General features: G+C 59.9%; 20 protein-coding genes. 12 read left to right on the top strand and 8 right to left on the bottom strand.

All coding sequences use genetic code 11. From position 1 onward, the window contains the following. The first annotated feature begins 32 nt into the window (after positions 1-32). On the top strand, positions 33-386 hold the full coding sequence (locus BJ917_RS20445; protein WP_095194411.1) for a YkgJ family cysteine cluster protein: 354 nt from the start codon (positions 33-35) through the stop codon (positions 384-386). A 141-nt stretch (positions 387-527) separates the two neighbouring features. Here BJ917_RS20445 and BJ917_RS20440 read toward each other — a convergent pair whose 3' ends face one another. Then, positions 528-1,016 (bottom strand): Lrp/AsnC ligand binding domain-containing protein, encoded by a 489-nt coding sequence (locus BJ917_RS20440; protein ID WP_095194410.1) that lies wholly within the window; start codon positions 1,014-1,016, stop codon positions 528-530. A 157-nt stretch (positions 1,017-1,173) separates the two neighbouring features. On the opposite strand from BJ917_RS20440, the gene dadA reads away from it, so the two are divergent. From dadA to BJ917_RS20410, 5 genes are all read left to right on the top strand, one after another. Beyond that, on the top strand, positions 1,174-2,478 hold the full coding sequence (gene dadA, locus BJ917_RS20435) for a D-amino acid dehydrogenase (protein WP_096515620.1): 1,305 nt from the start codon (positions 1,174-1,176) through the stop codon (positions 2,476-2,478). A 121-nt stretch (positions 2,479-2,599) separates the two neighbouring features. Then, a complete protein-coding gene (gene alr / locus BJ917_RS20430; protein ID WP_121104282.1) occupies positions 2,600-3,673 on the top strand; it encodes an alanine racemase in 1,074 nt (357 codons plus the stop codon). A gap of 128 nt (positions 3,674-3,801) precedes the next feature. After that, positions 3,802-4,350, top strand: coding sequence for a cupin domain-containing protein (locus BJ917_RS20425; RefSeq protein ID WP_007947433.1), 549 nt, complete (start codon positions 3,802-3,804; stop codon positions 4,348-4,350). Positions 4,351-4,532: 182 nt separating this feature from the next. Then, positions 4,533-4,949, top strand: a complete 417-nt coding sequence (locus BJ917_RS20420; protein WP_096514245.1) for a cytochrome c5 family protein — start codon at positions 4,533-4,535, stop codon at positions 4,947-4,949. A 252-nt stretch (positions 4,950-5,201) separates the two neighbouring features. After that, positions 5,202-7,124, top strand: coding sequence for an acetyl-CoA hydrolase/transferase C-terminal domain-containing protein (locus BJ917_RS20410; RefSeq protein WP_121104280.1), 1,923 nt, complete (start codon positions 5,202-5,204; stop codon positions 7,122-7,124). Positions 7,125-7,245: 121 nt separating this feature from the next. On the opposite strand, the gene BJ917_RS20405 is transcribed toward BJ917_RS20410, so the two are convergent. Then, positions 7,246-7,818: a xanthine phosphoribosyltransferase gene (locus BJ917_RS20405; RefSeq protein WP_020799401.1), complete on the bottom strand. Its 573-nt coding sequence runs from the start codon at positions 7,816-7,818 to the stop codon at positions 7,246-7,248. Positions 7,819-7,875: 57 nt separating this feature from the next. Further along, positions 7,876-9,885 carry a DNA helicase Rep gene (rep, locus tag BJ917_RS20400; protein WP_007975144.1) on the bottom strand — a complete coding sequence of 670 codons (2,010 nt, stop codon included), beginning with the start codon at positions 9,883-9,885 and terminating at the stop codon, positions 7,876-7,878. A gap of 264 nt (positions 9,886-10,149) precedes the next feature. Between rep and BJ917_RS20395 the strand changes: the two genes are divergently transcribed. Beyond that, a complete protein-coding gene (locus BJ917_RS20395; RefSeq protein WP_096514247.1) occupies positions 10,150-11,823 on the top strand; it encodes a bifunctional diguanylate cyclase/phosphodiesterase in 1,674 nt (557 codons plus the stop codon). A 106-nt stretch (positions 11,824-11,929) separates the two neighbouring features. Here the strand turns inward: BJ917_RS20395 and BJ917_RS20390 are convergent, their stop codons facing one another. Then, complete coding sequence (locus BJ917_RS20390) at positions 11,930-13,324, bottom strand: NorM family multidrug efflux MATE transporter (protein ID WP_096515622.1); 1,395 nt, start codon at positions 13,322-13,324, stop codon at positions 11,930-11,932. A 158-nt stretch (positions 13,325-13,482) separates the two neighbouring features. On the opposite strand from BJ917_RS20390, the gene BJ917_RS20385 reads away from it, so the two are divergent. After that, positions 13,483-14,403: a LysR substrate-binding domain-containing protein gene (locus BJ917_RS20385; RefSeq protein WP_096514248.1), complete on the top strand. Its 921-nt coding sequence runs from the start codon at positions 13,483-13,485 to the stop codon at positions 14,401-14,403. Between the two features lie 193 nt (positions 14,404-14,596). On the opposite strand, the gene BJ917_RS20380 is transcribed toward BJ917_RS20385, so the two are convergent. Beyond that, positions 14,597-16,090, bottom strand: a complete 1,494-nt coding sequence (locus BJ917_RS20380) for a YifB family Mg chelatase-like AAA ATPase (protein WP_121104278.1) — start codon at positions 16,088-16,090, stop codon at positions 14,597-14,599. A 151-nt stretch (positions 16,091-16,241) separates the two neighbouring features. Then, entirely contained in the window at positions 16,242-16,439 is a 198-nt protein-coding gene (locus BJ917_RS20375) for a hypothetical protein (RefSeq protein ID WP_096514250.1), read from the bottom strand. A gap of 195 nt (positions 16,440-16,634) precedes the next feature. Between BJ917_RS20375 and BJ917_RS20370 the strand changes: the two genes are divergently transcribed. Then, positions 16,635-16,898: a HigA family addiction module antitoxin gene (locus tag BJ917_RS20370; RefSeq protein WP_121104276.1), complete on the top strand. Its 264-nt coding sequence runs from the start codon at positions 16,635-16,637 to the stop codon at positions 16,896-16,898. Positions 16,899-16,909: 11 nt separating this feature from the next. Here BJ917_RS20370 and BJ917_RS20365 read toward each other — a convergent pair whose 3' ends face one another. Then, entirely contained in the window at positions 16,910-17,437 is a 528-nt protein-coding gene (locus BJ917_RS20365; protein WP_121104274.1) for a Bro-N domain-containing protein, read from the bottom strand. A 411-nt stretch (positions 17,438-17,848) separates the two neighbouring features. Then, positions 17,849-18,109: an accessory factor UbiK family protein gene (locus BJ917_RS20360; RefSeq protein WP_121104272.1), complete on the bottom strand. Its 261-nt coding sequence runs from the start codon at positions 18,107-18,109 to the stop codon at positions 17,849-17,851. Positions 18,110-18,528: 419 nt separating this feature from the next. Between BJ917_RS20360 and glnK the strand changes: the two genes are divergently transcribed. From glnK to BJ917_RS20345, 3 genes are all read left to right on the top strand, one after another. Next, positions 18,529-18,867 carry a P-II family nitrogen regulator gene (gene glnK, locus BJ917_RS20355; protein WP_002555808.1) on the top strand — a complete coding sequence of 113 codons (339 nt, stop codon included), beginning with the start codon at positions 18,529-18,531 and terminating at the stop codon, positions 18,865-18,867. A 35-nt stretch (positions 18,868-18,902) separates the two neighbouring features. Next, complete coding sequence (locus tag BJ917_RS20350) at positions 18,903-20,240, top strand: ammonium transporter (protein ID WP_096514254.1); 1,338 nt, start codon at positions 18,903-18,905, stop codon at positions 20,238-20,240. 215 nt (positions 20,241-20,455) lie between these two features. Further along, on the top strand, positions 20,456-20,881 hold the full coding sequence (locus BJ917_RS20345; protein WP_096514255.1) for a secondary thiamine-phosphate synthase enzyme YjbQ: 426 nt from the start codon (positions 20,456-20,458) through the stop codon (positions 20,879-20,881). Positions 20,882-20,950 lie beyond the last annotated feature (69 nt).

The raw sequence follows: 20,950 nt of genomic DNA, 5'->3' as shown, positions 1-20,950 counted from the left end.
CACGCCCTATCCCGTTATCGGTCAGCGCCACGATGAGCTGCAACAGCCAGAAAATCCGCACACTGCGCCAGCAGATTCCCTCCTTCGAATGCGTGCCCGGCTGCCATGACTGCTGTGGCCCGGTGACCACTTCGCCGGAAGAAATGTCGCGCCTGCCGCGCAAGACCCGGGCCGAGCAGGAGGCGGCGATGGACGAACTCAATTGCGTGCACCTGGGGCCGAATGGCTGCACGGTGTATGACGAGCGGCCGTTGATCTGCAGACTGTTTGGCACCACCCAGACCTTGCCATGCCCCAATGGGCGGCGGCCCGTGGAGTTGATTCATCCGCGGGTGGAGAAGCAGGTGTTCGAGTACATGGCTTCGAACAGGCAGGTTCTTGTTTAAAAATCAGACCGAGTTGCCTGCCTTCGCGAGCAGGCTCGCTCCCACAATGGAATCGTGTCGTGCACAGAGTTTGTTGCCACTGAAGATCAACTGTGGGAGCGAGCCTGCTCGCGAAGACGGCCGAACAGGCACCACAAATCTTCAATCCGGAATCGGCAAACTCAAACTCTCCTTCACCTCTTCCATCACGATATAGCTCTTGGATTCGCGCACATGGGGCAGCTTGAGCAGGATGTCGCCCAGCAATTTGCGGTACGAGGCCATCTCGGAAATCCGCGCCTTCACCAGATAGTCGAAATCCCCTGACACCAGATGGCATTCCAGCACATGAGGCAGTTTCAGCACTGCACGTCGGAACTCCTCGAAAGTATCGCCGGATTTGTAGTCCAGGCTGATCTCGACGAACACCAGCAGACTACCCTTGAGGTGCTGCGGATTGAGCCGCGCGTTGTAGCCCATGATGATCCCTTCGCGCTCCAGGCGTCGCACCCGCTCCGTGCAGGGTGTAGTCGAGAGCCCGACCTTTTCCCCAAGCTCCGTAAAAGAGATGCGCCCGTCCGCTTGCAGGATCCGCAGGATGCTGCGGTCGATCTTGTCCAGCTCACGTTTGGTTTGAGTGTTGGTACGCATAGGGGATGCGCCTCCGTGAAAAGGGTTTTTGCCGAGAATTGTCGCCAAATATAGGCGCTTATATAGTGAAAATCACTGCCTAATCTTTTTTACACTGCGCACATCTAAAGCTCTGTACTACACACGTCAGCGGTCAGCCGCGATGAGGGATATGAAAATGCGCGTTATGGTCTTGGGTAGCGGCGTCATCGGTACCACCAGTGCTTATTATCTGGCCCGTGCCGGGTTTGAAGTGGTGGTGGTCGACCGGCAGCCTGCTGCTGCCATGGAGACCAGTTTCGCCAACGCCGGCCAGGTGTCGCCGGGTTATGCCTCGCCGTGGGCCGCGCCAGGTGTGCCGCTCAAAGCCATCAAGTGGCTGTTGCAGCGTCACGCGCCACTGGCGATCAAGGCCACCGCCGATATCGACCAGTACCTGTGGATGGCACAGATGCTGCGCAACTGCACCGCCAGCCGTTACGCGGTGAACAAGGAGCGCATGGTCCGTCTGTCCGAGTACAGCCGTGACTGCCTCGACGAATTGCGCGCCGAAACCGGCATCGCCTACGAAGGCCGCAGCCTCGGGACTACCCAATTGTTCCGCACCCAGGCTCAGCTCGACGGTGCCGCGAAAGACATCGCCGTGTTGAAAGAGTCCGGCGTGCCGTTCGAACTGCTCGACCGCGAAGGTATCGCCCGCGTTGAACCGGCCCTGGCCAGCGTCACTGACATCCTCGCCGGTGCCCTGCGCCTGCCGAACGACCAGACCGGCGACTGCCAGATGTTCACCACCAAGCTTGCCGAGATGGCAGCGAACCTGGGTGTGCAATTCCGTTTCGGCCAGGACATCCAGCGCCTCGACTTCGCCGGCGACCGCATCAACGGTGTGTGGATCGATGGCAAGCTGGAAACCGCTGACCGCTACGTGCTTGCACTCGGCAGTTATTCGCCACAATTGCTCAAACCGCTGGGCATCAAGGCACCGGTGTATCCGCTCAAGGGTTACTCCCTGACCGTGCCGATCACCAACCCGGCGATGGCCCCGACCTCGACCATTCTCGACGAGACCTACAAGGTCGCGATCACCCGTTTCGACAACCGCATCCGCGTCGGTGGCATGGCGGAGATCGCCGGTTTTGACCTGTCGCTGAACCCGCGTCGGCGCGAAACCCTGGAGATGATCGTCAACGACCTTTATCCTCAGGGCGGCGATCTGGCCCAGGCCAGTTTCTGGACCGGTCTGCGTCCGACCACGCCGGACGGTACGCCGATTGTCGGCGCTACCCCGTTCAAGAACCTGTTCTTGAACACCGGCCACGGTACGCTCGGCTGGACCATGGCTTGCGGCTCGGGTCGCTTGCTGGCAGATCTGATGGCGAAGAAAAAGCCGCAGATCAGCGCCGAAGGCCTCGATATTTCCCGCTATGGCAGCAAACTGCCGGAGCCTGCAAAACATGGCAGCCCAGCGCCGGCTCATCAGTGAGTTCACGGTAGTCGCGCTGCGGTAATCAACAACGCAAAATCCCTCTCCCGGTGCTACTGGCGGTTATCGCCGCCCGCAGCGCCGGTTTTTCTTCCCAACGACCGACCAGAAGTCTGCCGCCATGCGTCCTGCCCGTGCCCTGATCGACCTTCAAGCCCTGCGCCACAACTACCAGATTGCCCGTGAAGTCACGGGTGCCAAAGCCCTCGCGGTGATCAAGGCCGATGCCTATGGTCATGGCGCGGTGCGTTGCGCCCAGGCGCTCGAAGCCGAAGCGGACGGGTTTGCCGTGGCCTGCATCGAGGAAGCCCTGGAGCTGCGTGCCGCCGGCATTCGCGCGCCGGTGTTGCTGCTGGAAGGTTTTTTCGAAGCCGATGAACTGCCGCTGATCGTCGAGCATGACTTCTGGTGCGTGGTGCATTCGTTGTGGCAGCTCGAAGCCATCGAGAAAGCGGCACTGAGCAAACCGATCACGGTCTGGCTCAAGCTCGATTCGGGCATGCACCGGGTGGGTCTGCATCCGAAGGATTATCAGCCGGCCTATCAACGGCTGCTGGCCAGCGGCAAGGTGGCGAGGATTGTGCTGATGAGCCACTTCGCCCGTGCCGACGAATTGAACTGCCAGGCCAGTGCCGAGCAGGTCGCGGTGTTTGAAGCGGCGCGTCAGGGGTTGTCAGCCGAAGTCAGCCTGCGTAATTCGCCGGCGGTGCTCGGTTGGCCGCAAATTCCGAGTGACTGGGTGCGTCCGGGCATCATGCTCTACGGCGCCACGCCGTTCGAGGAAGCCAATGCCGTGGCCTCGCGCTTGCAACCGGTGATGACCCTCGAATCAAAAGTGATCAGCGTGCGTGAACTGCCGGCCGGCGAGCCGATCGGCTACGGTGCCAGATTCATCACCCAAAAGCCGATGCGCGTTGGCGTGGTGGCCATGGGTTACGCCGACGGTTATCCACGGCTGGCGCCAACCGGTACGCCGGTGCTGGTGGCCGGGCAACGCAGCCAGTTGATCGGCCGGGTGTCGATGGACATGCTGTGCGTCGACCTGACTGATATTCCGCAAGCCGGCCTGGGCTCGACCGTGGAGTTGTGGGGCAAAAACATCCTGGCCAGCGACGTGGCCATCGCGGGGGGCACTATTCCTTACCAGATTTTCTGCAACCTGCGCCGGGTGCCAATGCTCTATTCCGGTAGCTGACGCCGGGCGCTACGAACCGGAAGTCGCCTCACTGAACAGGATTCAGGTCGAGGTGTTGTAAATACTGAACGCTGTCGCCATGATAACGATCAATATTTCAACAACCCTGATTCCTGGAGGCGCAAGCTTTGGACGTCGGTGAACGACTGCAATCGATCCGTAAGCTCAAAGGGCTTTCCCAGCGTGAACTCGCCAAGCGCGCGGGCGTGACCAACAGCACCATTTCGATGATCGAAAAGAACAGCGTCAGCCCCTCGATCAGTTCGCTGCGCAAAGTGCTGGGCGGAATTCCCATGTCCATGGTCGAGTTCTTTTCCGAAGAGATCCTGCAGGAAAAGCCGACTCAGATCGTCTACAAGGCCAACGAGCTGATCGACATTTCCGATGGTGCCGTGACCATGAAACTGGTCGGTCGGGCGCACCCGAGCCGGGCTATCGCGTTCCTCAATGAAATCTACCCGCCAGGCGCCGATACCGGTGACGAGATGCTCACCCACGAAGGCGAGGAAACCGGAATTCTGGTGGAAGGTCGGCTGGAATTGGTGGTCGGGCTTGAAACATTTGTGCTCGAAGCCGGCGATAGCTACTACTTTGAAAGTACCAAGCCACACCGTTTCCGTAATCCGTTCGATGCGCCGGCGCGACTAATCAGCGCAGCTACACCCGCGAACTTTTAAGAGAAGAGGCGCCCTGCCAGCATGGCGGAGGCACCCAAGCTGTTTTTCCGTTGCGCAACAAGACCCCTTCGACTTTGGGGTTGTTTCAGTGTCGCGGGCTTACCGCTATACTTGCGCCCGCCTGCGAACCGTGGCCGTAGGCGTGACTAGCCACCATTGAGGGTGAACGCGTGAACCTAATTATGAAAATGCTGGCCGTACCAGCAACCGTACTGGCCCTCTGGGCTGTCAGCGCTCAAGCTGCGACCAACGACGCAATCGCTAAACGCCTTGAGCCAGTCGGCCAGGTCTGCGTTCAGGGTCAAGAGTGCAAGGGCATGGAAGTGGCCTCTGCTGCCGGCGGCGGTGGTGGTGCCAAGACGCCTGACGAAGTCATTGCAAAACATTGCAACGCTTGCCATGGCACCGGCCTGTTGGGCGCGCCGAAGATAGGTGATGCTGCCGCCTGGGGCGAGCGCGCCAAGAAAGAAGGCGGTGTTGACGGTCTGCTCGCGAAGGCGATCACCGGCCTCAATTCGATGCCGCCAAAAGGCACCTGCGCCGATTGCGCAGACGCCGAGCTCAAAGGTGCGATCCAGAAGATGTCGGGTCTGAAATAGCCTTCATCTGCAGCAAAAAAGCCGCTTGCGAGCGGCTTTTTTGTGCCTGCGATTCCGATAAAGGTCGCTGATCCCTGTAGGAGCGAGCCCGCTCGCGATGGTCGTCAACGATGACACGGCAAGCCTGGCACCTCGCGGAGCATTCAGGTGCTTCGCGAGCACGCTCGCTCCTACAAGGTTTTTTGTGGCGGCCGAAGCAAAGACCCGGCAAGCTCGGTCCAACCTGCTTCATGGAATGCATGGGAGGATCGGATGGTGCAGCTGTGTTCTATCGAGCAAGCGGTCGATGAAGTGCTGGCACGTTTGCCGGCGCATATTCACATGGGCCTGCCCCTGGGCCTGGGCAAGCCCAACCCTTTCGTCAATGCGCTGTACCGGCGCATCGCGCAGCTGACACAGCGGCAGCTGACGATCTATACCGCGCTGTGCCTGGGTCGCCCTCCGTTGGGTGACGGATTGCAAAAACGCTTCCTCGAACCCTTTATCGCAAGGGTCTTCGGTGATTATCCGGAGCTGGATTTCCTCGCCGACCTGCATCGCGACAACCTGCCGGGCAATATTCATGTTCAGCAATTCTTCATGCAGCCCGGCAGTCTGCTCAATAGCGCTGCGGCGCAGCAGGACTATGTCAGTAGCAATTACAGCCATGCCGCCCGGGACATCAACGCTGCGGGCTTGAATCTGGTGGCGCAAAGGGTGGCCAGTCATGGCGAGCATCCCGACCGCTTGAGCCTGAGCTGCAACCCGGACATCACCCTTGACCTGTTGCCGATGATTGCCAAGCGTCGGGCCGCGGGGGAGACGATCCTGATGGTTGGCCAGGTGCACGCCGATTTGCCCTACATGCCCGGTGACGCCGAAGTCGGCATCGATACCTTTGACCTGCTGATCGACGAGAAAGACAGCACCACGCTGTTCTCCACGCCGAACATGCCGGTGGGTTTCCAGGACCATTTCATCGGTCTGCACGCCAGTACATTGGTGCGCGATGGCGGTACTTTGCAGATCGGTATCGGCGCCATGGGCGATGCGCTGACGGCGGCGTTGCTGGCGCGCCAGGCGGATAACGAGGGGTACAAGGCGTTGCTCGCGGACATAAACCTCAGCCAATGGGCGCAACTGATCGAACGTGAAGGCGGCCTCGAACCCTTTGCCAGGGGCCTGTACGGTTGCAGCGAAATGTTCGTCAACGGCCTGCTGGTATTGGCCGATGCCGGGATTGTGCGGCGCAAGGTCTACCCGGACGTACAGACTCAACAACAGGCCAATGCCGGCACTCTCGATGAAGCGGCGCAGAATGACGGCATCTGCGTTCACGGCGGCTTCTTCCTCGGGCCACGCAGTTTCTACGAGCGCTTACGCGGCCTGCCGCAGGATAAGCGGCTCGAATTCAACATGACCCGCATCAGCTACATCAACGAACTCTATGGCCAGGAAGAGCTCAAGCGCTTGCAGCGTCTCGATGCGCGATTTATCAACACCGCGTTCACCATGACCCTGCTTGGCGCCGGTGTGGCGGATCAGCTCGAAGATGGGCGGGTGCTCAGCGGTGTCGGCGGGCAGTACAACTTTGTTGCCCAGGGCCATGCGCTGGAGGGCGCGCGTTCTATCCTGCTTCTGCGCAGCTGGCGTGAATCGGGTGGCGAGGTCAGTTCCAACATCGTCTGGGAGTATGGCCACTGCACGATCCCGCGGCATCTGCGGGACATCGTGGTCACCGAATATGGCATTGCCGATCTGCGCGGCAAGACGGATGCGGCGGTGATTGAAGCGCTGCTGAATATCAGCGATTCACGCTTTCAGCAGGGTTTGATCGAGCAGGCGCAAAAGGTTGGCAAGTTGCCCGGGGATTTTCGTCTCGATCCGCGTTTCATCGACAATCATCCGCAAAGGTTGCAGGCGATTCAGGCGCGGCATGCGCAGTTGCTTGCGGAGTATCCGCTGGGTTGTGATTTCACCGGGGTGGAGTGCGATCTGCTGCGGGCGCTTAACTGGCTGAAGAGCAAATTCAAACTGAGCGAGGTACTGGAGTTGGGCAAGGCTGCGCTGGATGCGCCGCAGGCTTCGGAATTTCCCGAGCATCTGGAGCGGATGCAGCTGACCAGCCCCGATGGCCTGAAAGAAGACCTGTTCCAGCGGTTGCTGCTCACCGGCCTCAAGGCCACCGCCCCATAACCACGAACGACGATCCCTTGTAGGAGCTGGCTTGCCAGCGAAGGGGCCATAACATTCAACATCTCTGCTGGCAGTCAGGCCGCTTTCGCTGGCAAGCCAGCTCCTACAAGGATTTGCGGCGTTATTCGATGAAGGTCACGACGCCACCGGCCAGGGACTGAACCCGAGCCAACGACTCAACGCGATACCCTTGAGCATCCAGTTCCGCACGACCACCCTGGAACGACTTCTCGATCACGATACCCAAACCAGCCACGGTGGCGCCGGCCTGCTTGATGATCGAGATCAGCGCCTGGGACGCCTTACCGTTGGCCAGGAAGTCATCGATGATCAACACGCGGTCGCTGCTGGTCAAATGGCGCGGGGAGATCGCCACGGTGCTTTCGGTCTGCTTGGTGAACGAGTAAACGGTGGCCGACAGCAGGTTTTCGGTCAGGGTCAGGGACTGGTGCTTGCGGGCGAAAATCACCGGCACGCCGAGGTTCAGACCGGTCATGATCGCCGGGGCAATGCCCGAAGCTTCGATGGTGACAATCTTGGTAATGCCCGAGTCCTTGAACAGCGTGGCGAATTCGTCGCCGATCAGCTTCATCAGGGCCGGGTCGATCTGGTGGTTCAGAAAGGCGTCGACTTTCAGGACCTGATCGGAAAGCACGATGCCTTCTTCGCGGATTTTCTTGTGCAGTGCTTCCATGAAGCTGTCCTCTAATGGCGCTTGTGGCGCCGAAGGTCTAAGTAAAAGTGGTCAATTCTAACGCTTTAACATCGCGCGTATATCCGCCAATGCGTTGTTGCCGCGAACGGCTTTGACTTCGGTCGGGGTGTCGTCGTTGCCTTCCCAGGCCAGGTCGTCCGGCGGCAGTTCATCGAGGAAGCGGCTCGGTGCGCAGTCGATGATCTCGCCGTATTGCTTGCGTTTGGCGGCGAAGGTAAAGGCCAGGGTCTGACGCGCGCGGGTAATCCCGACGTAGGCCAGGCGGCGTTCCTCTTCGATGGTGTCGGCTTCGATACTGGAACGGTGCGGAAGGATTTCCTCTTCCATGCCCATGATGAACACGTAGGGAAACTCCAGGCCCTTGGAGGCGTGCAAGGTCATCATCTGCACGCCTTCGGCACCGTCTTCCTCTTCCTGCTGACGCTCCAGCATGTCGCGCAGCACCAGTTTGCCAATGGCGTCCTCGACGGTCATTTCGCCTTCTTCGTCCTTCTCGAGCGTGTTTTTCAACGCCTCGATCAGGAACCAGACGTTACCCATGCGGTAGTCGGCGGCCTTGTCGCTGGAGCTGTTGGTGCGCAGCCAGTTCTCGTAGTCGATGTCCATGACCATGCTGCGCAGGGCGGAGATCGGGTCTTCGCCGGCGCATTGCTCGCGGACCCTGTCCATGAAGCGCTTGAAGCGCGACAGGCGATCGGTGAAACGTGAGTCCAGATGTTCGCCCAGGCCGATTTCATCGGTGGCGGCGTACATCGAGATCTTGCGCTCAGTGGCGTAGTTGCCCAGCTTCTCCAGCGTGGTCGAACCGATTTCCCGGCGTGGAACATTGATCACCCGCAGGAAGGCATTGTCGTCGTCCGGGTTCACGATGAGGCGGAAGTAGGCCATCAGGTCTTTTACTTCCTGGCGTCCGAAAAAGCTGTTGCCGCCGGACAGGCGATAAGGCACCTGGTGGTGCTGCAATTTCAGCTCGATCAGCTTGGCCTGGTAGTTACCGCGGTAGAGGATCGCGAAATCACTGTACGGGCGGTCGGTGCGCAGGTGCAGGCTGAGGATCTCCATGGCCACGCGCTCGGCTTCGGCGTCTTCGTTGCGGCAGCGGATGACACGGATCTCGTCGCCGTGGCCCATTTCACTCCACAGCTGCTTTTCGAATTCGTGCGGGTTGTTCGAGATCAGCACGTTGGCGCAACGCAGGATGCGGCTGGTGGAGCGGTAGTTCTGCTCCAGCATCACCACTTTCAAGGACGGGTAGTCTTCCTTGAGCAGCATCAGGTTTTCCGGACGCGCGCCGCGCCAGGCATAGATCGACTGGTCGTCGTCTCCTACCACGGTGAACTGGTTGCGTTTGCCGATGAGCATTTTCACCAGCAGGTATTGGCTGGCGTTGGTGTCCTGATATTCGTCCACCAGCAGGTAACGCACTTTGTTCTGCCACTTTTCCAGAATATCGGCGTGCTCTTCGAACAGCTTCACCGGCAGCAGGATCAGGTCGTCGAAGTCCACCGCGTTGAACGCCTTGAGCGTGCGCTGATAGTGGGTGTAGACGATCGCGGCGGTCTGTTCCTTGGGGTTGCGTGCGTTTTCCAGGGCCTGGGCCGGCAGGATCAGGTCGTTTTTCCAGGCGCCGATCATGTTCTTGATCTCGTCGACGCCGTCGTCGCCCGAGTATTCCTTCTGCATGATGTCGGTCATCAGGGCCTTGACGTCGGTCTCGTCGAAGATCGAAAAGCCCGGTTTGTAGCCCAGCCGCACGTGTTCCTTGCGGATGATGTTCAGGCCCAGGTTGTGGAAGGTACAGACCGTCAAGCCGCGACCTTCACCGGCGCGCAGCAGGGTGCCAACCCGTTCCTTCATCTCGCGCGCGGCCTTGTTGGTGAAGGTCATGGCGACGATGTACTGGGCGCGGATGCCGCAGTTCTGGATCAGGTGGGCAATCTTGCGCGTGATCACGCTGGTCTTGCCGGAGCCTGCACCGGCGAGCACCAAAAGAGGGCCGCCGACGTAGCTCACGGCTTCTTGCTGCCGGGGATTGAGTCGGGACATAGGTAAATTCAGGAGTCAGTCACGAAATGGGCCGGCATTTTAACAGGCTCAGCAATTTGTGCTGCTCTCTCCGACTTGTGACGTACAACGCGATCTCTAATTGCCGGTTTTGTTACTTTCACGCAGGATGCGCAACGGAATTGCGGCTAATGTTCGTATTTCCGGATACAGAGGCCTCGTTTGATAACTGATGTCATTGGTCATTGGTTATCGGCACGGCATAATGCCCGTCGCCTACATCTTTGCAGAGTCTAGGGAGCTAGCTTGTCTACGCCTGTCGAACCCTTGCGTTTGCTGCTATTGGCCGAAGAGCCAGCGTGGGCAGCGTTGTTGCGCGAGTGTCTGGCTCCGATGGGGAGCTCGGCCGTGCTCATCAGCGCGCCGAGTTGGGAGTCGGTCAGCAGTCTGTTCGATGACAACCGCAGCGCGGTGTTGTTGACGATCCCGGCTCTCCAGCCGGCGCCAGGCCGTTGCTGTCTGCCGACGGTGTTGCTGCTCGAACATGAGCCGCTGACCCCGCCTGACGGTGTAAGCGACTGGCTGGTGCGCGATCATCTCGATCCCGGCATGTTGCGTCGTTGCTTGCGTCATGTGCGTGAGCGCGGCGTGCTGGAAACCACGCTGCAGCGCCTGGCCGAGCAAGACCCGCTGACCGGCATCGCCAACCGCCAGGGTTTCCAGACCTTGCTGACGGCGCGCCTGGCTGAAAACGAAGGCCGTGGCCTGGCGTTGGGGCACCTTGATCTCGACAACTTCCGCCACGCCAACGATGCCCTTGGCCATCAGGCCGGCGATCGTTTGATCCTGCAAGTGGTGGCGCGTCTCAAGAGCCAGCTGGAGGTCGGCGATCAACTGGCGCGGCTGGGCAGCGATGAATTCGCCCTGCTGATCGACACCCGTCGCGCCCCCCAGCGCGCCGAATGGATGGCCGAACGCATCACCGAAGCCCTGGCCGAGCCCTATTGGGTCGATGGCGAAAGCCTGTTGATCGGCTCCAGCCTGGGCATTGCCCACGCCCGCGCCCAGGCCGGCGCCGACCCGTTGATGTGGCATGCACACATCGCCATGCAGCAAGCCAAGAGTACCCAGGGCTGCACCTTTCACATCTTCAATGAACGCATCAACCGTAATGCCCGCAGTATCGCCGACCTCGAAACCGAGCTGCGCCGGGCGTTGCGCCGTGATGAGCTGGAACTGCATTACCAGCCACGGCTGAATCTCGAGGACGGGCAGATCGTCGGCCTCGAAGCCCTGGTGCGCTGGCGCCATGCCGAGCGTGGTTTGCTGCCACCGAGCGAATTCGTGCCGCTGGCCGAGCAAAGCGGTTTGATCGTGCCGCTGGGTTACTGGGTGATTTCCCGGGCCTTGCGCGACATGCAAGCCTTGCGTGAACGCGGTTTGCCGCCGCTGCACATGGCGATCAATCTGTCGTTCCGCCAGTTCCAGGACAGTCAGTTGCTCTCGACCCTGAGCCGGCTGATTGCCGAGCGTGGCGTCGAGGCGCAATGGCTGGAATTCGAACTGACGGAAACTGCGGTCATGCGCCGCAGTGATCTGGTCAAGCAAACCATGGACGCCCTCGGGCGCCTGGGCGTGCGTTTCTCCCTCGACGACTTCGGCACCGGGTTCTCATCGTTCGTACACCTCAACAGCTTGCCGATCACCTTGCTGAAGATCGACAAGAGCTTTGTCGGCGGTATGGAGCAGCGCGAAGAGAACCGCAAACTGGTTCACGCGATGATCAACCTCGCGCACAACCTCAATCTCGAAGTCGTTGCCGAAGGCGTGGAAACGGCGGAGCAGCTGGATCTGTTGCGCGGGTTTGCCTGTGATCAGGTGCAGGGATATTTGATCAGCAAACCGTTGGCATTGCCTGATTTGGTGGAATACCTGACCTTTGGCAGTAGCCAGCAGCCGCCGCTGGAAGGGGTAATTTGACACGAGCCCCCTGTAGGAGCTGGCTTGCCAGCGAAAGCGGTTTGTCATTCAACACATCTGTCGTCTGACCCATCGCCATCGCTGGCAAGCCAGCTCCCACGGGTTTTCATTTGGCCTGGATGGCGTCGAAATGCTGCGGGGATGGCTCCCGCCGAATCATCCGCTTCATCTTCCACTCAAACGCCAGTGTCAGGCTCACCGCCGAGCACGCCAGTCCCAGTGCCAGCCCCCACCAGACACCGGTTGGGCCCCAGTGCAAGTGGAACGCCATCCACCACGCGGCGGGCGCGCCAATCAACCAATAGCAACCCAGGCCGACCAGGAACGTAGTCTTGGCATCCTTGAGCCCACGAATGCAGCCCATGGCGATGGTTTGCGTGCCATCGAACAGCTCGAACCACGCCGCCACCGCCAGCAGGCTCACGGCGAGGTTGATGACCTCGCGGAACGCCGGGTCGTTGTGGTCCAGGAACAGACCGATCAACTGATTCGGCAGCAGCCAGAACACCATCGCAAAGCACAGCATCGCGGCCGCGCCGAACGCGATACCGACCCGTCCGGCCAGTCGCGCGTCCAGCAGTTGCCCGGCGCCGTAGTGTTGGCCGATGCGCATGGTGATCGCGTAGGAAATCCCCGCCGGGACCATGAACGCCACCGAAACGATTTGCAGGGCGATCTGGTGCGCCGCCAGCTGCGTACTGCCCATGGTGCCCATGCACAGTGCCGCGAATGCAAACAGCCCGACTTCCACTGCGTAGGTGCCGCCAATCGGCAAGCCCAGGCGCCATAGCTCCTTCAGGTATTGCCGGTTGAGCCGCAGCAGGCCCTGACGCAGCGGGTAGGCGTCATAAGCCGGATGCCGGCGGATGTGCCACGCCAGGGCCAGCGCCATGAGGTTGGCCACAATCGCCGTGACCAGGCCGATGCCCATCAAGCCCAGTTTCGGCAGGCCAAACATGCCGGTGATCAACGCGTAGTTGAGCAGGAAGTTGGCCACCGTGCCGCCCAGGCTGATGACCATCACCGGTGTCGCGCGGCCAATGGCGCTGGTGAAGCCACGCAGGGCCATGAAGCTCAGGTAGCCGGGCAGGGCGAAGGGCAAGAACACCAGGAACTGCCCAGCCGCCTGGACGTTGCTTTCGGTCTGGCCGAACAGCAGCAAGACCGGTTTGAGGTTCCACAGCAGCAGCCCGCCGCCCAGCGCCATCAGCCACGCCAGCCACACCCCGGCTTGGGTCAGTCGGGTCGCACCGAGGATATCGCCTGCACCCTGACGGATCGCCACCAGGGTGCCGACTGCCGCAATCACGCCGATGCAGAAAATCGACACGAATGAATAACTCGCCGCGCCGAGCCCGCCACCGGCCAGCGCCTCGGGACTCAGGCGCGCCATCATCAAGGTGTCGGTGAGGACCATCAGCATGTGCGCCAACTGCGAGGCGATCAACGGCCCCGACAGCCGCAGGATGGCCCAGAGTTCAGTACGTGCTGGATGCTGCATGGTCATCACGCTCGATTGTCAGAGTGAACAGGAAAGCATCGATTCTCGGCGCTCCGCGGGGTTTGCACAAAGGGATAAAAAGGATGGATGGCATGATTCAAACTCATGCTGGGCAGTTTCTGCTAGGGTGGCCGAATCCCGGTGTAGGAGCTTTCCCAATGTCGCGTCGTCTTCCTCCCTTGTATGCCCTGCGCGCATTCGAAGCGGCGGCGCGACACAGTTCGTTCACCCGTGCCGCCGAAGAGTTGTCGATCACACAAAGTGCGGTCAGTCGGCATATTCGTACGCTCGAAGATCATTTTGCTTGCCGCTTGTTTCACCGCAGTGGCCGCCACCTGCAGCTGACCGAGTCGGCCCGGCTGTTGTTGCCGGGCATCCGCGAGGGTTTCACTGCCCTGGAGCGCGCCTGCAATACCTTGCGCGCCGAAGACGACATTCTGCGCATGAAAGCTCCGTCGACCCTGACCATGCGATGGTTGCTGGCGCGGCTGAGTCGTTTCCGCCATTTGCAGCCGGGCAATGAGGTGCAACTGACCAGCGCCTGGATGGATGTCGATTCGGTGGACTTCAACGATGAGCCATTCGATTGTGCGGTGTTGCTGAGCAACGGGCATTTCCCGCCGGACTGGGAGGCGAGTTACCTGTTTCCCGAGGAGTTGATCCCGGTGGGCGCGCCAAATCTGCCGAACGATCCACCCTGGGATGCCACGCGCCTGGCCAACACCGAACTGCTGCACCCGACGCCGGACCGGCGCGACTGGCGCAATTGGCTGGAGCGCATGGGCCTGGCCGATCAGGTGTCGCTCAAGGGCGGGCAGGTGTTCGACACGCTGGAGCTGGGCATGATCGCTGCGGCCAGGGGTTACGGCGTGTCCATGGGGGATTTGCTGATGGTGGCGGAAGATGTTGCCCAGGGACGTTTGAGCCTGCCGTGGCCGACGGCGGTGGCCAGCGGTGAGAAATACTACCTTGTGTGGCCGAAAACACGTCCGGGCGGTGAACGCATGCGCCGGCTCAGCGACTTTTTGCAAGGTGAAGTACGGGCCATGGAATTGCCGGATGTCGTGCATTTGAGTTGATGCGATGATGGCGCCGCAGAGGCTGGCGGCGGTCTTGCGTTCCGAGGTAGAACGCTTTCATCCAGGCGCGGCTGAAATCGCTTTCGCGAGCAGGCTCGCTCCTACAGGATTGGCGTCGATATGATATTGCATGAGCGACGCGGAACCTGTGGGAGCGAGCCTGCTCGCGATTGGGGGCAACACGGTCCCGGCACTATTGCGTCGCCGGCCGGTACTGCAACGCTTCCGCCAGATGCTCCCGGCTGATCGCATCAACCTTCTCAAGGTCCGCCAGCGTACGCGCCACCTTGAGCAATCGATGAGCTGATCTGAGCGACAACGTCAGACGCTCACAGGCTGTTTCCAGCCAGGTTTCATCGACTGTGGATAAGTTGCAGTGACGGCGCAGCCCTGGCAGATCAAGAAACGCGTTCGCGCATCCCTGGCGCTTGTGCTGTCGCTCGCGGGCCTCGGCAACCTGCGCCGCAGCCGATGCCGTGTCTTCTCCAGGTTTTGCCGCCGGATTCAGCGCCGTGGCTTCCCGGGCGACGGTCAGGTGCAGGTCGATGCGATCGAGCAACGGACCTGACAGCTTGTTGCGGTAGCGCTGCACCATATCCGGCGTGCAGGAGCAGCGTCCGCTCGGCTCGCCAAGATATCCACAGGGGCAGGGGTTCATGGCCGCGACCAATTGAAAGCGCGCCGGAAATCGCACGCGATCCTTGGCCCGTGAGATCACGATATGCCCGGACTCCAGCGGCTCGCGCAGCACCTCCAATACCTTGCGATCAAATTCCGGGAGTTCGTCCAGAAACAGCACACCGTGGTGGGCGAGAGTAATTTCGCCAGGCTGGGGTTTGGAGCCTCCACCCACCAGCGCGGGCCCGGATGCCGAGTGATGCGGCTGGCGAAACGGCCGCTGCGGCCAATGGCTCAGCGGCACGCAACTGGTGACCGATTGAATCGCCGCCACTTCCAGTGCTTCATTTTCGGCCAGCGGCGGCAGCAATCCCGGCAGGCGGCTGGCCAACAGCGTTTTCCCCGTTCCGGGTGGCCCGCTAAACAGCAGGTTGTGAGCGCCTGCGGCAGCAATCAGCAAGGCACGCTTGGCCGAGAGTTGACCCTGTACCTCATTCAAGTCGGGATAAGGTTTGCTGGCGTACAGCAAGCCATTGGAAACATAAGGCTCGATCGGTGTATGCCCATTGAAATGCGCGACGGCCTCAAGCAAATGGTCCACCGCAATCACCTTCAACCCCGACGCCAGGCACGCTTCCTCGGCGTTCGCTCGTGGCACCATCAACCAGCGCCCGGCCTTGCGCGCCGCCAGCGCCGCCGGCAACACCCCTCGAACCGCTCGCACCGCGCCCGATAACGCCAACTCCCCAAGACACTCCACATCATCGAGCGTCAATGTCGGCACCTGCACACTGGCCGAGAGAATGCCCAGGGCAATCGCCAGATCGAACCGCCCGCCATCCTTGGGCAAATCCGCCGGCGCCAGATTCAACGTGATCCGCCGCGCCGGAAATTGCAGCCCCGAATTGATGATCGCACTGCGCACCCGATCCTTGCTTTCCTTAACCGCCGCCTCAGGCAGGCCGACCATGGTCAGCGACGGCAAACCATTGGCGAGATGGACTTCGACGGTGACAGCGGGGGCATCCACGCCAATCTGGGCGCGGCTGTGGACGATGGAGAGGGACATGGTCGTTCCTTGCGTTGTAGAGGGCCGCTTCCTGCGGTTTTTGAAGGGTAGTTGGGGGAGGAGATTTCGGAGGTGTGGGTGAAGAGGCAAATTTTCACTGGATGTTGCTTGTATGAAGCAGGCTGATGGCGAGACACAAAAAAACCGCCATTCAGACGGTTTCTTTCACGACAAAATAGTCAATTTCTTCCACCTGCCAACCACCCCCGGGCTCAAGTTCTTTACCACGCGCGATGCCGACTTCAATAAGGCGCAGTTGATTGGCCGATAGGTTTCCAGCCAGGTGACGTGCTTCGGCGTGGAATTCAACAATTTGTAGCAGCTTCGCCTTTCGCTTTTTTGGGCTCATAAACACCTCGTCTATCGAATACCAAGAAGAAAAGCTTAAAGGAGCGGGTGTGAGCTGATAAGCCGGGACAAAGAACTGCTTTTTGTAGGACCGTGCCGAGATAGTTGAAGGACGCCAGTGAAAGGATTCGGATGGTCTTGCCTGATTATGGTTGCTGCTTATGATCGCAGCTCTATGCAGCCTTAGGAGGTGAAAATGAACCGGAATGGAATGCGGCCGATTCATCCTGGTGAAGTTCTCAGCGAAGAGTTTCTGAAGCTATTGGGGATTACAGTCGCGGATTTGGCTCGCTCGCTGAACGAGCCTGAGGCTCAAGTAAGCGAAGTTGTGAGCAAGCAGAGGGGTGTCAGTGCGGGCCTGGCGAAGAAGCTATCCATCCACCTGAACACCACGCCCGAGTTCTGGCTGAATCTGCAATCGAGCTACGATTTGCGCTCAGCCCAAATTGAGCGTGGTTGAATGTCACGGGCTTAAAGCGATTGCAGCATCCGTGAAGCTCGCTTCCACCACGGCGCGTTCATGCCACGTTGGGGTGGTTCGTGATCAATCAGCATCTGCGGAACATCCTGCAACCGGATCCATGGCTGGTTATTCCAATGCAGCAGACTCAACGACATTTGCGGCCAATTGAGCAGGCTTAATTGTGGGCGTTCGGTTGTGGTGAGGTGTTGGGTGTCTCGCAGGGTTGGGACGACTTCGTGAGTGAGCCATTCGCGTAGAGCCCGGTATTCGGGGCAGTAGTGGTAGACGAGGAGGGCGTAGACGCCGGATTCGCTGATTAGCAGGGTGTTTTCGATTTGACCGTGTGTTGCCATCGGAGCGGTTTGGTATTGATCGGGGTCGAGTTTTCGGAGTTGGCGGTCGTTGAGGTAGAGGCGTAGTAGTCGCCCGAGGTCGCGGGCGCTGAACCAGGGTTGGTTTTCTATTAGCAGGGCGTGGAGGTGGAATTTGTGGCGGGTGAAGACGTGCGGAATCAGGTAAGCATCATCTCGATTCATTGATACAGCTCCTTTTGCCTAAGGGCTGCCGGTAATTGTCGCCAAACAATTGGGTGGCAGCTGTACGCGGGTTGGCGAACCGGAGCAAAAGGAACCCGGCAGACCCGGAGGTCTCCCACGCACAACCGCCATGACTTGCGTCGATGGTCGTCATGCTCCTTAAGCTTCCAGGTCGCCAAACCCGGCGCTGAACATTCAGCTGAGGGTGAGCTTAGGAAGCGGAGCATTGCGGCGCAATCGGACGGCGGATGAGAACCTTGTAGGACGTTGCCGGGATCTTTGCGGGCTGTGAGATAAAAAGATCGCAGCCTGCGGCAGCTCCTACAGGTGAAGCTGAAGGTCGTTCCGACCTTCAATCGCGAGCAGGCTCGCTCCCACAGTGGATTGGGTTTCTACAGTGGGCTTTGCGTGTTACTCGGTTGGTGGGCTCAGCTTCGCTTCCATCTCCGCGACTTTTGCTTCGAGGCTTTCGAGGCGGGCGCGGGTGCGTGCCAGTACGACCATCTGGCTGTCGAATTCTTCGCGGCTCACCAGGTCCAGTTTGCTGAAGGCGCTTTGCAGCAGGGCCTTGAACTGGCTTTCGATTTCGGCTTTCGGCAGCGGGGTGTCGCCGCTGAAGAGTCGGGAGGCGGTGCCGGTCAGGGCGTCGAGGAAGTCTTTGGGCGCGAGCATGGGGAAAGGTCCTGGTGACAATGGCGGGCAGTGTATCACGCAGTGTCTACAGTCAATTCCGTGGGTAAGGGGTGCACGCTTTTCGCGCATGCGGATGGACGGCGCTGCACCGTTGTTGTGCGTAACGTGCCGGGTGTTGTGGCGAAGTGGCAGGCATCAACCGGCAACGGCTTGAAAACTATGAATTTTGTGGAGATGGCAAGCTTTCTGCTTAGACCCTGGTGACCCATGCACTGATGCAGTCACCGTGACGAATGCAGTGCGCCAGGCGAAACGCGGGGAGCGTTTGGCAAGGAGCGGTTAGCGGCGTCGGGCGGGCGGGTAAGGCCGACGATGCGTTACAAAGCCAGGCACTGCGCTTAGACTTGAGACGGGTTTGTTTTCCTGGGGCAAGTCCACCAATTCGGGAGAGAGTTTTCATGAAGCTAGTCACTGCCATCATCAAGCCGTTCAAGTTGGACGATGTGCGCGAGTCGTTGTCCGAGATCGGCGTGCAGGGCATTACCGTCACTGAAGTCAAAGGCTTCGGTCGGCAGAAGGGTCATACCGAGCTGTATCGCGGCGCGGAGTACGTGGTCGATTTCCTGCCAAAGGTGAAGATTGATGTCGCCATTGACGACAAGGATCTTGACCGGGTTATCGAGGCGATAACCAAGGCCGCCAACACCGGCAAGATCGGTGACGGCAAGATCTTCGTGGTCAATCTGGAACAGGCGATTCGCATCCGTACCGGCGAAACCGATACCGACGCGATCTAAGCCGCCACAAACCCAACGCCCCAGGAGAAAACAAAATGACTCTGCGTAAATTCGCAGGGCTAGGAGCCCTGTTGTCCCTCGTAATGCCCGGCCTGGCTTTGGCGGCAGATCCGGTGGCGCCTCCAGTCCTCAATTCCGGCGATACCGCCTGGATGCTGACCTCAACTGCCCTTGTACTGTTCATGACTATTCCTGGCCTCGCGCTGTTCTACGGCGGCATGGTTCGGTCCAAAAACATTCTTTCCGTGATGATGCAGTGCTTCGCCATTACCGGTCTGATCACCATCCTGTGGTTCATTTATGGCTACAGCATGGCGTTCGATACCACGGGGATGGAAGCCAACGTCGTCAACCTCAACTCCTTCGTCGGCAGCTTTGCCAAAGCCTTCCTTGCGGGTATCACGCCTGCCAGCATTACTGGCCCGGCGGCGCTGTTCCCTGAAGCGGTGTTCGTTACCTATCAGATGACCTTTGCGATCATCACCCCGGCGTTGATCGTCGGTGCGTTCGCCGAGCGGATGAAGTTCTCCGCGATGCTGATCTTCATGGGCGTCTGGTTCACCCTGGTTTACGCGCCAATCGCGCACATGGTCTGGAGCGGCCCGGGTTCGCTGTTGGGCGACTGGGGCGTGCTCGACTTCGCGGGCGGCACCGTGGTTCACATCAACGCCGGTGTGGCCGGCCTGGTTGCCTGCCTGGTACTGGGCAAGCGCAAAGGCTTCCCGACCACCCCGATGGCACCGCATAACCTCGGTTACACCCTGATGGGCGCAGCGATGTTGTGGGTCGGCTGGTTCGGCTTCAACGCCGGTTCCGCTGCCGCGGCCAACGGTACGGCCGGTATGGCGATGCTGGTGACCCAGATCGCAACCGCTGCCGCTGCACTGGGCTGGATGTTTGCCGAGTGGATCACCCACGGCAAACCAAGTGCATTGGGTATCGCTTCGGGTGTGGTCGCCGGTCTGGTGGCAATCACTCCAGCCGCTGGCACCGTGGGCCCGATGGGTTCGCTGATCATCGGCCTGGCAGCAGGCGTGGTGTGCTTCTTCTGTGCCACCACCCTGAAACGCAAGCTCGGCTATGACGACTCCCTGGATGCATTCGGCGTACACGGTATCGGCGGTATCCTCGGCGCGATCCTGACCGGTGTATTCGCGGCACCGTCCCTAGGTGGCTTCGGCACCGTGACCGACATTGCCGCGCAGGTCTGGATTCAGTGCAAGGGCGTCGGCGTCACGGTGATCTACACCGCGATCGCCACCTTCATCATCCTCAAGGTGCTGGATGCTGTCATGGGCTTGCGCATCACCGATGAAGAAGAATCGGTCGGTATCGATCTGGCACTTCATAACGAACGCGGCTACAACTTGTAAGCACGCGCATGTAAAAACTTGCCCGGCTTGCCGGGCATTTTTTTGTCCGCGATTTATCATTAGTGGTGCGGCTGAAAGGTTTTTTCTTCCAGCTTTGTGAACGTTTACGACGCGTGTGTTTGTGCCGCCGAAGGCTTACATGATGGAAGGATTATTAGGGCCTTTGTTTTTTCCCAGAGCGCGCTAGAATGCGCCCCGAACGTGCGGAGAACTGTATGTGGCAACAGACTCTGATTACCTTGCGGGCTAGGCCCCGGGGCTTTCATCTGGTAACGGACGAGTTACTCGCCGGCCTGCCTGAACTCAAGGCGTGTCGGGTCGGTCTGTTGCATTTGTGTCTACAGCATACCTCGGCGTCGTTGAGCATCAACGAGAACGCCGATCCGGCGGTACGTCGCGACTTCGAACGATTTTTCAATCGTCTGATCCCACAAGGAACAGATGGCTATGAGCATAACGACGAAGGCCTGGACGACCTCCCGGCGCACTTCAAGGCCAGCGTACTTGGCTGTCAGCTCAGTTTGCCGATTTCGGCGGGCCGACTGGCGTTAGGGACCTGGCAAGGCGTTTACCTGGGCGAGCACCGTGATCATGGCGGTGCTCGTAAAGTCCTCGCCACCGTGCACGGTGAAGGGGCATAACCGCTGGTCACCAGCGGCTGTTGATTTTTTCCGGCAGCCTTCGACAGAGGGCAAAGCTGGGCTATAACT

This window comes from Pseudomonas sp. WPR_5_2 (assembly GCF_003634475.1).
GTDB classification, from domain to species: Bacteria; Pseudomonadota; Gammaproteobacteria; order Pseudomonadales; family Pseudomonadaceae; genus Aquipseudomonas; species Aquipseudomonas izuensis.
This window is presented reverse-complemented; position numbering and strand designations above follow the sequence as displayed.